Annotated in this window: 13 protein-coding genes; 9 read left to right on the top strand and 4 right to left on the bottom strand. The window is 37.8% G+C overall.

The window, feature by feature from the left end:
- Positions 1 to 25: 25 nt before the first annotated feature.
- Positions 26 to 1,243, bottom strand: a complete 1,218-nt coding sequence (locus tag BAQ44_RS26475; RefSeq protein ID WP_061679350.1) for a dicarboxylate/amino acid:cation symporter — start codon at positions 1,241 to 1,243, stop codon at positions 26 to 28.
- Between the two features lie 222 nt (positions 1,244 to 1,465).
- Here BAQ44_RS26475 and BAQ44_RS26470 point away from each other — a divergent pair, with 222 nt between their 5' ends.
- Genes BAQ44_RS26470 through BAQ44_RS26460 form a run of 3 tightly spaced genes read left to right on the top strand, consistent with a single transcriptional unit; the run spans position 1,466 to position 3,411 of the window.
- Positions 1,466 to 1,768 (top strand): PTS sugar transporter subunit IIB, encoded by a 303-nt coding sequence (locus tag BAQ44_RS26470; protein WP_071724679.1) that lies wholly within the window; start codon positions 1,466 to 1,468, stop codon positions 1,766 to 1,768.
- Between the two features lie 14 nt (positions 1,769 to 1,782).
- Positions 1,783 to 3,084, top strand: a complete 1,302-nt coding sequence (gene celB, locus BAQ44_RS26465) for a PTS cellobiose transporter subunit IIC (protein WP_063262265.1) — start codon at positions 1,783 to 1,785, stop codon at positions 3,082 to 3,084.
- 9 nt (positions 3,085 to 3,093) lie between these two features.
- Positions 3,094 to 3,411: a PTS sugar transporter subunit IIA gene (locus BAQ44_RS26460; protein ID WP_000379646.1), complete on the top strand. Its 318-nt coding sequence runs from the start codon at positions 3,094 to 3,096 to the stop codon at positions 3,409 to 3,411.
- A gap of 232 nt (positions 3,412 to 3,643) precedes the next feature.
- Here BAQ44_RS26460 and speD read toward each other — a convergent pair whose 3' ends face one another.
- Both speD and BAQ44_RS26445 read right to left on the bottom strand, forming a co-directional pair.
- Entirely contained in the window at positions 3,644 to 4,015 is a 372-nt protein-coding gene (gene speD, locus BAQ44_RS26450) for an adenosylmethionine decarboxylase (RefSeq protein ID WP_071724677.1), read from the bottom strand.
- Between the two features lie 18 nt (positions 4,016 to 4,033).
- Complete coding sequence (locus BAQ44_RS26445) at positions 4,034 to 5,191, bottom strand: polyamine aminopropyltransferase (protein ID WP_071724675.1); 1,158 nt, start codon at positions 5,189 to 5,191, stop codon at positions 4,034 to 4,036.
- A gap of 416 nt (positions 5,192 to 5,607) precedes the next feature.
- Between BAQ44_RS26445 and BAQ44_RS26440 the strand changes: the two genes are divergently transcribed.
- The 5 genes from BAQ44_RS26440 (at position 5,608) to chbG (ending at position 9,823) form a co-directional block, all read left to right on the top strand.
- Positions 5,608 to 5,910 carry a PTS sugar transporter subunit IIB gene (locus tag BAQ44_RS26440; RefSeq protein ID WP_001023569.1) on the top strand — a complete coding sequence of 101 codons (303 nt, stop codon included), beginning with the start codon at positions 5,608 to 5,610 and terminating at the stop codon, positions 5,908 to 5,910.
- Between the two features lie 16 nt (positions 5,911 to 5,926).
- Positions 5,927 to 7,234, top strand: a complete 1,308-nt coding sequence (gene celB, locus BAQ44_RS26435; RefSeq protein WP_063262262.1) for a PTS cellobiose transporter subunit IIC — start codon at positions 5,927 to 5,929, stop codon at positions 7,232 to 7,234.
- A 183-nt stretch (positions 7,235 to 7,417) separates the two neighbouring features.
- A complete protein-coding gene (locus BAQ44_RS26430) occupies positions 7,418 to 7,741 on the top strand; it encodes a PTS lactose/cellobiose transporter subunit IIA (protein ID WP_000989050.1) in 324 nt (107 codons plus the stop codon).
- Between the two features lie 3 nt (positions 7,742 to 7,744).
- Positions 7,745 to 9,070 carry a 6-phospho-beta-glucosidase gene (celF, locus tag BAQ44_RS26425; RefSeq protein ID WP_000145768.1) on the top strand — a complete coding sequence of 442 codons (1,326 nt, stop codon included), beginning with the start codon at positions 7,745 to 7,747 and terminating at the stop codon, positions 9,068 to 9,070.
- A 48-nt stretch (positions 9,071 to 9,118) separates the two neighbouring features.
- Positions 9,119 to 9,823: a chitin disaccharide deacetylase gene (gene chbG / locus BAQ44_RS26420; RefSeq protein ID WP_071724673.1), complete on the top strand. Its 705-nt coding sequence runs from the start codon at positions 9,119 to 9,121 to the stop codon at positions 9,821 to 9,823.
- Positions 9,824 to 9,864: 41 nt separating this feature from the next.
- Here chbG and BAQ44_RS26415 read toward each other — a convergent pair whose 3' ends face one another.
- The gene (locus BAQ44_RS26415; protein ID WP_071724669.1) at positions 9,865 to 11,046 is read right to left on the bottom strand and encodes a chromate transporter; all 1,182 of its coding nucleotides are present in this window, start codon (positions 11,044 to 11,046) and stop codon (positions 9,865 to 9,867) included.
- Positions 11,047 to 11,235: 189 nt separating this feature from the next.
- On the opposite strand from BAQ44_RS26415, the gene exsM reads away from it, so the two are divergent.
- Positions 11,236 to 11,649, top strand: a complete 414-nt coding sequence (gene exsM / locus BAQ44_RS26410) for an exosporium regulatory protein ExsM (protein WP_071724668.1) — start codon at positions 11,236 to 11,238, stop codon at positions 11,647 to 11,649.
- Positions 11,650 to 11,747: the final 98 nt, after the last annotated feature.

Raw genomic sequence — 11,747 nt, 5'->3', positions numbered from 1 at the left:
AAATGAGCATCCTCTTTCTATTTTATTAAGCAAATTTGTTTTTGATCCAGTTCTTACCTTCTACAAGGCGAGCTGTCATTACGGCACAAGCGTTATCTGCTGTTACGTTTAACACTGTTGCAGGAGGATCAATGATTGTACTAATTGCTGCGATAATGGGCAATGCTTCTGGCGGGAAGCCGTATAGAGAAACGATTAACATTTCACCAATCATACCACCACCTGGAATAGCGCCCATTACTGTTCCTACTAAAAGAGAAACAACAAGTGCAATTGCTAATGTTTTCGGTCCTTCGAATTCCATGTTGAAAATACCGAATAAGAAAGCGATTTTTAGTACGCCGCCTAAAACAGATCCGTCTTTATGAAGTGTAGATCCAAGAAGGACAACTGTTTCACGAACGTCAGAAGAGATACCCATTTTCTTCGTTGCTTCCAAGTTCGCTGGAATACTAGCAGCACTACTACAAGTTGCAAGTGATGTAACTGTAGGGGATACCATGTTCTTCCAAAATACTTGTACACCTTGTTTACGACCTGCAAGGTATGCATAGAACGTGAAGAATACAAAGAAGTAAATTAGAGACGCTGGATAGTATACCATTGCTGCTCGGAAGTAAGTTCCAAGAAGTTGTGGTCCGAATTCACCAACTAATGCTGCGAAGTAAGCAGCAAGTCCGATTGGAGCGTAGTACATAATGAATGATACAACTTTCATTGAAATTTCTGCACCAGCTTGTAAGAATGTAGCGAATGGTTTTCCTTTTTCACCAACTGCTGAAGTTGCAACCCCCATTAAAATAGAGAAGAAAATAAGAGCTAACATATTTTCACGAGATAGTAACTTTGAGAAGTCAGATACTGTTATAATACCAACGATTTGATCTGCAACACTAACTGCTTTTTCAGCTTTATCAGGCTGCGTTAGTTCCAATACAACACCTTGTGCTGGCGGGAATACTTTCACGACAATAATCATAAAAATAGCAGCTAAAATACTCGTAAATAAGAAAGTCCCAGCCATGCTAGACATAATTTTACCAAAACGTTTTAATCCATCCATATTAGCAATAGATGACGCGATGCTAAAGAACACTAAAGGTACAACAATCGTAAACATTAAGTTTAAGAAAATGTCACCAAGCGGCTTTAAAGCAACTGCATCGGCACCCATGAAATAACCAATGAAACCACCAATTAGGATAGAAGATAATAAAATAAGTGGAAAGCGATATGCCTTCATAAATATATCCTCCTATCAATTAAAAAATCATACTGAATTATTATAGCGAGTTAGAGTCCTCTTTACTAGGAGAATAATGATAGATAGAATAGCGTGAAAACCGAGAAATTTTTGTTTTTAAGCTCGGCATACAGCAGGCAATCTAGACATATATATTTGTAACCTAGTGGCGGCAAGGGATGCGTCGTAATTTAGGTTTGGAAAAAGGGGGAGGGAAACGGAATGAATATTTTACTTTGCTGTGCAGCGGGAATGTCTTCCAGTTTGATTGTTACAAAAATGGAGAAAGCAGCAGAGGCAAAAGGAATAGAGGTAAAGATTTGGGCAGTATCAGGTTCTGAAGTAAATAGTCACATAGATGAAGCTGATGTGCTTTTACTTGGACCGCAAGTACGTTATTTATTACCGAAAATGAAAGAATTATGTAAGGAGAAGGGCGTACCTGTTGAGGTCATTCAATCTGCCCATTACGGGCTTTGTAATGGAGAAGCTATCTTACAAGCAGCTTTGTCAATGAAACCATGAGGAGAGTGGGATAGATGATACGGTTTTTAGAGAAATATGTAATGCCGGTAGCAGGAAAAGTTGCAGAACAGAGGCATTTGCTAGCAATTCGTGATGGACTTGTATTGACGATGCCTTTCTTAATTATAGGATCATTTTTCCTCATCATTAGTGCTTTACCAATACCAGGTTATAATGATTTTATGGCAGGTTTGTTTGGGGAGAATTGGCAGAGGGCTTTGGGGTATCCAGTTAGTGCAACTTTTAATATAATGGCTTTAATAGCTGTTTTTGGAATCGCTTACAGACTTGGAGAATATTATAAAGTGGACGCTTTAGCATCCGGGGCATTGTCGCTTGTGACGTTTTTACTTGCGACGCCATTTCAAGTTGCATATATTATACCAAGTACAAAAGAGAGTGTACTTGTAGAAGGTGCTATCCCAGCTGCGTTAATGGGAAGCCAAGGGTTATTTGTAGCAATGATTATTGCACTTATATCTACTGAACTTTATCGGTTTATTGTACAAAAAAAGATCATTATAAAGATGCCAGAGACAGTTCCGCCAGCTGTGACACGTTCATTTGCCGCGCTTGTTCCAGGATTTATTGTTGTAACGGTTATTTGGATTTTACGCCTAATTATAGAAAATACTTCTTTTGGCAGTATCCATAATATTGTGGGGCAAATTTTACAGGAACCACTTAGTGTACTTGGTGCTAGTCTTTGGGGTGCAATAATAGCTGTTATTCTCGTTCATGTTCTTTGGTCATGTGGAATTCATGGAGCTACTATTGTTGGTGGTGTAATGAGTCCAGTTTGGTTGTCGTTAATGGATCAAAACCGAATTGCTTACCAAGCAGGGCAAGATATACCAAATACGATTACTGCCCAGTTTTTTGATTTATGGATTTATATGGGCGGATCTGGTGCGACACTTGCTTTAGTTATTGGAATGTTATTGTTTGCACGAAGTCAGCAATTAAAAAGTTTAGGTAGATTGTCAATTGCACCTGGTATATTTAATATTAATGAGATGGTAACTTTTGGTATGCCGATTGTCATGAACCCAATTTTACTAATTCCATTTATATTGGTTCCGGTTGTGTTAACGATTGTTTCTTACTTTGCAATGGAATGGGGATTAGTTGCTCGTCCGAGCGGGGCTGCTGTTCCTTGGACGACACCAATTCTATTTAGTGGATATTTAGGATCGGGCGGGAAAATTTCAGGTGTTGTGTTACAACTTGTTAACTTTGCGCTTGCATTCTTCATTTATTTACCGTTCTTAAAAATATGGGATAAACAAAAAGTGGCGGAAGAAAAGGGGGAGTAAAGAACTAAAATGGATACGATAGAGACAAAGGCTTTTCATTTAATTTTGCATGGGGGAAATGCGAGAAGTTGTTCAATGGAAGCAATTGATTGTGCAAAGCGTGGAGAGTTTACAGAAGCGGAAGCGAAATTACAAGAAGCGTTAGAGGAATTAAAAGAGGCGCACCGTGTACAAACGGAGCTCATACAGAAAGAAGCTGGTGGTGAAAAGACCGAAGTTACCCTTCTGATGGTGCACGCGCAAGATCATTTAATGAATGCGATTACGGTGAAGGAATTAGCGAGTGAATTTGTAGAATTATATAGGAAGATGTCAGTATCGGAATGAACCTTGCGTATGCAAGGTTTTTTTATGTTTTGTAAAGATACTTTCATTATTACTTGCGTCGTTTGTGGTTTATGATGACGTTATATTGGAAACGAAAAATCACAAAACTAAATCATCAATTAAGATGAATAAATTATGTATGTGTGCGTACCATCAGTGGAGTGTTATGAGCTCCACTGATGGTATTTTCATATTAACAAACCTCCTTGTTCGTGGAAAATGGGAATGGTAATTAATCGATAGTAACAAATTCTCCTACACCACGAATTAATTTTTTTATATGCATACGCTCTGGTTTTAATACGCTTATTATAGAATCAATGGCTTCTTGAGGATCGACAGATGTGCCACAAGTATAACAATCAATTGCTGCAAATCTCTTTTCAGGATAAGTGTGAATAGAGAGATGGCTTTCTGATAATAAAAGTAATACCGTTACTCCATATGGGTGGAATTCTTTGTTATTTACATTTAAAACGTGAGCACCAGAGCGATTCGCAGCATCTATTAGATGATGCTCTAAAAAATGAACATCATTTAATAGAGAAAAATCCACACCCCATAAATCTACTATTATATGACGCCCGAACGTAGAATATTCCATATATTTATACCCTCCTTGTCAAAACTCCATTTCTATTTGATAGCAATGATGTAGGGTAAGATTAGATTCAGAATTTAAAACGGCATGGTTACGGTGTTCTAAAACTTCTTCTTTAAATTGAAACAAAGGAGCAAGAAGAGAAGGTAATGTTCGAGGAGTTGGAACAACATATAATTGCTCAATTTGATCGAGTACATAGGCAGAGTTAGCAGCGATATGAAATCCCCAGTCAGTTCCGAAAGAAGGGACAATTGTATGATAACTTTTCACAGTTAATCCGGCATGTTCAATTGTGTTACCGATACCCCAATATACAAGAGGTGCATCAGCAGGTGAATTAGATTGACAGACGAATGCCCCATCTTCTGTTAAAAACGTAGCTATACGAGCAAATAGTTCACTTGTATATAAAGTACTTAATAATTCCGTCGCTGGATCAGGAAAATCAATAATAATTACATCATATAAAGAGGAAGGAGAGTTCAGAAATTCTTTTGCGTCACATACATGTACATTTGCACGCTCATCAAAAAATGCACGTTGGTTTAAAGAAACTAATTCTGGAACATTGCGAGCCATCGTAATCATTTCTTCGTCTAAGTCGACAAGGTCTACATGTAGAACTGTTTCATATTTTAAAACCTCTCTTAAAGCAAGACCGTCGCCACCGCCTAAGATGAGAACGCGTTTAGGATCTATTACCTTTGACATAATCGGATGAACAAGTGCTTCATGATAAATTTGCTCATCGACGGAACTAAATTGTAGTTGCTTATCCAAATATAGACGAATGTCGCTTACTTGGAGTAAATTAATGTTTTGATAATTACTTTTTTTTTCAAATAAACTTGTATGTTCACCAGTTTGTATTTCTTTTAGAGAAATTTCATCCCATACATCTAAGCTTTGTGAATTTGTGGGTACTATTATTACATTTTCCGATTGTACTTGCTTGTCATGCTCATCGTGTTTATCTGATTTAGCCGGTTCGTCAGGTCTGTCTTGTTTATCAGGTCTGTCTTGTTTGTCCTGTTTGTCTTGTTTCTCTTGCTTGTCCTGTTGATCTAGTGTATCCGTGTTGGGATTTAATTCAGAATCCTCTTCTTGTTTATACCATTTATTTGGAACCTGTATTCTATAAATCTTCATTCTATTCTTTTTTCTATGCTTTGGCATTGGAATCCCCTTTCAAAATACTTTATTTTCTTCTATTCTATGTAATTTAATAGAGTTTGACTGGACAATAACTAGACGAGTGTCTTCAATAGGTATTTGTTTTTGATTTGAGTTGAAATATAATATTTTTACGCTTTTTTTAAAAAAATTACTGTGTTTTTGTTTTAAACACAACTAGACAACTAAACACTAATCTATTTTCATACAGTTATGTGTTAAAAGCGTGTTGTTTTATAACACACTGTGTGTTTTTGGGGTGACACACTAATTGAAAGCGTTAACACACAAAGAAAACAGTCGAAAAAGTGCTGATTTTAGTGGTTTTGAAAAGTTGGCACGCTAATTGCATTAATAAATAGCGTAAAGAAAAATAAATAAAACATAAATTTTTTATACTACACAAGGGGGATTTTCAAATGAATATTTTATTATGTTGCTCAGCAGGGATGTCTACAAGTTTACTAGTTACAAAAATGGAAGCGGCTGCAAAAGCTCGCGGTCTAGAAGGAAAGATTTGGGCTGTATCTGGGGATGCAGTAAAAACAAATATCGATCAAGCAGATGTATTATTACTAGGACCACAAGTTCGTTACATGCTTTCTTCAATGAAAACGCTTGCTGATGAGAGAAATGTTGGAATCGATGTTATTAATCCAATGCACTACGGCATGATGAATGGAGAAGCAGTTTTAGATCACGCATTAACACTTAAAAAATAATTAGGGGGGAAGCAAAATGCAAAAGTTTATTGCATTTATGGAGAAGTATATTGTTCCTGTCGCTGGTAAAATCGGATCGCAACGTCACTTAGCTGCGATCCGTGATGGATTTATTGCAGTTATGCCACTTATTTTAGTTGGTGCACTGGCATCACTAATTAATGGTTTTCCGTCTGAAGTTTTCCAAGATTTCATGAAAGGTTTGTTTGGTGAAACGTGGAAACAAGTTGGCGGTGGAATGTGGACTGGTTCTTTCGCAATTCTAGCACTAATCATAGCATTTACAACAAGTTATAACTTAGCAAAATCTTACGGCGTTGATGGTTTGTCAGCAGGTATTATTTCATTTGGTGCGTTAATTATTCTTACGCCAACAACACCGAAAGAAGGCGGATTGAACTTAGCTTGGACAGGTGCACAAGGGCTATTCGTAGCAATTATCGTGGCACTTCTTGTTACTGAGGTATTCCGTTTCTTTGTACAAAGAAACATTACTTTTAAAATGCCTGATGGAGTACCACCAGCAGTTTTAAGATCTTTCGCAGCTATAGTTCCAGCATTTGTTATCTTAACAGTAGTTGCAGGTATTCAATTAGCAGTGAAATTAGCTGGTACAAGTGTTCATGAATTTATTTTTAATACGATTCAATCACCACTGCAAAGTTTAGCAGGGACATTACCAAGTGCAATTATCATTGTAATCCTTGTTCATCTTCTTTGGTTCTTCGGTTTACATGGGCCAAATATCGTTGGTGGTATTATTGAGCCATTATACTTACCGGCATTAGAGAAAAACATGAATTTATTCAAAGGTGGTACATCTGCATTTGATGTTCCAAACATTGTTACAAAACCATTCTTTGATACTTTCGTATATCTTGGTGGTTCTGGTGCAACATTAGCGTTCTTAGTCGTTGTATTACTTGTAGCGAAAAGTGCGCAATTACGCGGTGTATCTCGTTTATCAATTGGTCCTGGTGCATTCAACATTAACGAACCAGTAATCTTTGGTACACCAATTATTTTAAATCCAATTTTATTCTTACCGTTTATCATAACACCAATTGTATTAGTAATTACTTCTTATACAGCTATATCTATTGGTTGGGTACCAAAAACAGTTGTGATGATCCCATGGGCAACACCACCAATTATTAGTGGTTATCTTGTAACAGGTGGACATCTTTCAGGTGCACTCCTACAGTTATTCAACTTTGTAATTGCGATGGTAATCTACTATCCATTCGTTGTATTATGCGACCGTTCTGTTGTTCGTACTGAAAAAGCAGCAGCACAAGGAAATAACAACTCTGTACCTATGTAACATAGTAATTGTTCTCACAGATAGTGTTATCTGTGAGAACAATCACCTTTATATCATGTTCAGAAAGATGAGAACCATCTACAAGAACACCAAACTATCATTCATAAAATAATAATGTAATAGAAATGTTCAAACTGAAGGGGTATTTCAATCGGTTGAACCATAATAGAGAGGGCGGTAATTATGATGACTACAGCAGAACAAATTCCATTTCAATTAATTTTAAATAGTGGTAATGCACGAAGCTTTGCAATGGAGGCACTTCAATTTGCCAAACAGGGGAAAATGGCAGAGGCTGATGAAGCGATGGTAAAGGCGAAAGAAGCGATTAATGAAGCGCATCATTTCCAAACAGAGCTCATACAATCAGAAGCAAGAGGAGAAAAAACAGAGATTAGTGTTCTTTTAATTCACGCACAAGATCATTTAATGAATGCGATTACAGTGAAAGAATTAGCAGCAGAATTTATTGACCTTTATAAAAAGTTAGAAGCGAAAGGGGAATAAAGCATGACTGGAATTAAAATTGCTACAATCGGCGGTGGATCTAGTTATACACCAGAGTTAATTGAAGGATTTATTAAGCGTTATGATGAGCTTCCTGTTCGTGAAATTTGGTTAGTAGATATTGAGGCAGGAAAAGAAAAGTTAGAAATCGTTGGTAACTTAGCGAAACGTATGGTGAAAAAATCTGGTTTACCAATCGAGGTACATTTAACACTTGATCGCCGTGAAGCATTAAAAGGTGCTGATTTCGTAACAACGCAGCTTCGCGTAGGTTTATTAGAAGCTCGTGCAAAAGATGAAGCAATCCCGTTAAAATATGATGTAATCGGTCAGGAAACGAATGGTCCTGGTGGTTTATTCAAAGCGCTGAGAACGATTCCTGTTATTTTAGATATTTGTAAGGATATGGAGGAGCTTTGTCCGAATGCATGGTTAATTAACTTCGCGAACCCAGCTGGTATGGTAACAGAAGCTGTCCTTCGTTATACAAATATTCAAAGAGTAGTTGGTCTATGTAACGTTCCAATCGGAATCCGCATGGGTCTTGCAAGATTACTTGAAGTAGATGCGAGTCGTGTCCACGTTGATTTCGCAGGTTTAAATCATATGGTATACGGACTAGATGTATATTTAGATGGCGTAAGTGTAATGGATCGTGTGTTAGAGCTTGTAACAGATCCAGAAAAGCAAATTACGATGGAAAATATTGCAGCGCTTAACTGGGAGCCAGACTTTATTCGCGGCCTTCGCGCAATTCCATGTCCATACCACCGTTATTACTACAAAACACGTGAAATGTTAGAAGAAGAGAAAGAAGCTTCAGTTGAAAAAGGTACACGTGCAGAAGTAGTAAAACAATTAGAAGATGATTTATTCGAATTATATAAAGACCCGAACTTAGATATTAAACCACCACAATTAGAAAAACGTGGCGGCGCTTATTATAGTGACGCAGCATGTAGTTTAATTACGTCTATTTACAATAATAAAGGTGATATCCAGCCTGTTAATACACGAAACAACGGAACAATTGCAAGCTTACCACATGATTCAGCTGTTGAAGTGAACTGTATTATTACGAAAGAAGGTCCAAAACCAATTGCGGTTGGAGATCTTCCAGTACCAGTTCGCGGTTTAGTACAGCAAATTAAATCATTTGAGCGCACAACAATTGAAGCTGCTGTTACAGGTGATTATCATAAAGCGCTGCTTGCTATGACAATTAATCCACTTGTACCATCAGATAAAGTTGCAAAACAAATTTTAGATGAAATGTTGGAAGCTCATAAAGAATATCTTCCACAGTTCTTCAAAAAGGTAGAAAAATAAAGCGGCGCTATTTAGCCCGCTTTTTTTATTCTATTAGGAGGTATTACGATGATTAAGTTAATTGTAAATGCAGATGATTTCGGTCTTACAGAGGGTACAAATTACGGCATTATTGATGGGCATATAAATGGACTTGTAAATTCAACGACGATGATGATGAATATGCCAGGGACAGAGCATGCGGTACGCTTAGCGAAAGAGCATAACCTACTCGGAGTAGGCGTACATCTCGTATTAACAGCAGGAGAACCACTTCTTGGAGATGTACCATCACTTGTAAGTAGCGATGGATTGTTTCATAAACAAAGCGTCGTATGGAAAGGGAATGTAAATCCAGAAGAAGTTGAGAGAGAGTGGACTGCTCAAATTGAGAAATTCCTATCTTATGGATTAACACCAACTCATTTAGATAGTCACCATCACGTGCACGGCTTACCGATTTTGCACGATGTTCTTGAGAGATTAGCGGCTACATATAATGTTCCGATTCGTCGTTGTGAGAAAGAGCGAGCGGTACGCCCATTTTCTGACGTATTTTACAGTGACTTTTACGCGGATGGTGTGACGGAAGATTACTTTGTGAAGTTAAAAGAAAGAGTACAAGATGAACAAACGGTAGAAATTATGGTTCATCCAGCTTATATTGATCCAGAGCTTGTGAAGCGTTCTTCTTACGTAATGGATCGTGTGAAAGAATTGCGTATTTTAACGGAGAGCAAGTTGCCTGAAGGAATAGAACTTGTGAAGTTTTAATAGAAAAACGACGGCTATATCATGCCGTCGTTTTTTTGTACTTACAAGATGGATAGAATATATCCGCCGAAGGCTCCGAGTATAACGATAACCCAAGGTGGTGTTTTCCAAAAAGCGAGCAAGCAAAATAGAAGAGACGCAAAAACAAAATCTACAGCGTTCATAATGGTGCTTGTCCAAATAGGATCATAAAAAGCTGCTAATAAAATACCAACAACAGCTGCATTGACCCCAAGTAGTGCACCTTGTATGAAAGGTATTTTTCTTACACTATCCCAAAATGGTAAAACACCAATAACGAGTAAGAAAGCAGGAAGAAAGATCGCGATTGTTGCGAGTGTGGCTCCAAGCGTCCCATTTAACACTGCTCCTATATAAGAGGCGAATGTAAATAGTGGGCCTGGTACGGCTTGTGTTAATCCGTATCCAGCTAGGAACTGTTCTTTCGTCAGCATTCCGTTTTGTACGAACTCACCTTCAAGAAGGGGAAGCACGACGTGTCCGCCTCCAAATACAAGTGCACCAGAGCGATAAAAACTATCAAATAAAGCGATGTAATAGGAGAACGGTCTTAATATTGGTAGCAGCAGTAATAGTCCAAAGAATAAGACGAGACAAGAAACTGCTATCTTTTTTGAAATAGGTACTTTTATATGTTGAGATTGGCTAATTGGTTGGTTGCGATATAAAAACCAGCCGATAAAGCCAGATATTATAATGAGGATAACTTGTGTCCAGCTACTTGGCCATAATAAGGCGATTGCGGCAGTTACAATCGCAATCGTCGCGCGATTTCGGTCTGGCGTTAATTTTTGCGCCATTCCCCATATGGCATGAGCAACAATAGCGACTGCTACAAGTTTTAGCCCGTGAATCCAGCCAGCACTTCCAAGATCGAACTGATTAAGGAACGAGGCGAAGAAAACCAAAACAAGCACAGACGGTAAAGTGAATCCGATCCATGAAATAATAGCTCCTAATACCCCGCCCCTTAATAATCCAATCCCCATACCGACTTGACTGCTAGCAGGGCCAGGAAGGAATTGGCATAGTGCTACTAAATCTCCATAGCTTCTTTCATCCATCCATTTTCTTTTTTGTACGTATTCGTGGTGGAAATAGCCGAGATGGGCGACAGGACCACCAAATGAAGTAAGTCCTAATTTAAATGAGACGAGAAAAATCTCTAATAATGTGCGAAAAGTGTATGTGTTATTTTCCAAAATGACCTCCTAGGATGTTTTTCTAAGTGCATTATACAAGAGGTAGTAAAGCAAAAGGAACGATTCTAATGTAAAGATTGTGTGAATCTTTTCTTCGTAATTAAAACTTGAAAAAGTCATAAATGATTATGTATAAACCATAAAGTAGTAGAAGTAGTGCTGGGAAATTTATATAAGGAGAATGCCCGTATGACAACACATTTCTTTGCGAGGTTAACAGGCAAGAGGGAAATACCTCCTGTAAATACAGAAGCTTATGGCGTAACAGAGTTTATATTTAGTGATGATTTAAAGAAATTACAATATCGGGTCATATTGAAAAACATCGAAAAAGTTACATCATGCCAAATTCATTTAGGGAAAGCGGATCAAATTGGTCCAGTTGTTTTGAATTTGTTTGGTCCGCTAAAGCAAGGTATTAGTGTAAGTGAAGGAGTCGTGACCGGTGTAGTCAATGTGGAGGATTTTGAAGGGCCTTTACAGGGGCGAGCGTTTGATAACTTACTTCAAGAAATCATTCAGGCGAATGTATATGTAAATGTGTATACGAAGTCCAATAAGAAGGGCGAAATCAGGGGGAGAATCAGGAAAGTAAAGAAGTAGAAAAAAGGCTGTCCATATTTTGGAACAGCCTTTTTTGCTATTAGGTGCAAATTGTAGCGATTATTGCCGGTAAATCGATATATTTGAAAAAGCGCTGA

The organism is Bacillus mobilis (genome assembly GCF_001884045.1).
GTDB lineage: Bacteria > Bacillota > Bacilli > Bacillales > Bacillaceae_G > Bacillus_A > Bacillus_A mobilis.
Note: the sequence above shows the minus strand (reverse complement) of the source record. Positions and strands in the feature narration are given on the sequence as shown.

Coding starts and splice junctions, on each gene's coding strand:
- BAQ44_RS26440 (WP_001023569.1), top strand. CDS start 5,608: ATGAATATTTTATTATGTTGCTCAGCAGGGATGTCTACAAGTTTACTA.
- BAQ44_RS26470 (WP_071724679.1), top strand. CDS start 1,466: ATGAATATTTTACTTTGCTGTGCAGCGGGAATGTCTTCCAGTTTGATT.
- celB (WP_063262262.1), top strand. CDS start 5,927: ATGCAAAAGTTTATTGCATTTATGGAGAAGTATATTGTTCCTGTCGCT.
- exsM (WP_071724668.1), top strand. CDS start 11,236: ATGACAACACATTTCTTTGCGAGGTTAACAGGCAAGAGGGAAATACCT.
- chbG (WP_071724673.1), top strand. CDS start 9,119: ATGATTAAGTTAATTGTAAATGCAGATGATTTCGGTCTTACAGAGGGT.
- BAQ44_RS26445 (WP_071724675.1), bottom strand. CDS start 5,191: ATGCCAAAGCATAGAAAAAAGAATAGAATGAAGATTTATAGAATACAG.
- speD (WP_071724677.1), bottom strand. CDS start 4,015: ATGGAATATTCTACGTTCGGGCGTCATATAATAGTAGATTTATGGGGT.
- BAQ44_RS26460 (WP_000379646.1), top strand. CDS start 3,094: ATGGATACGATAGAGACAAAGGCTTTTCATTTAATTTTGCATGGGGGA.
- BAQ44_RS26475 (WP_061679350.1), bottom strand. CDS start 1,243: ATGAAGGCATATCGCTTTCCACTTATTTTATTATCTTCTATCCTAATT.
- celF (WP_000145768.1), top strand. CDS start 7,745: ATGACTGGAATTAAAATTGCTACAATCGGCGGTGGATCTAGTTATACA.
- BAQ44_RS26430 (WP_000989050.1), top strand. CDS start 7,418: ATGATGACTACAGCAGAACAAATTCCATTTCAATTAATTTTAAATAGT.
- celB (WP_063262265.1), top strand. CDS start 1,783: ATGATACGGTTTTTAGAGAAATATGTAATGCCGGTAGCAGGAAAAGTT.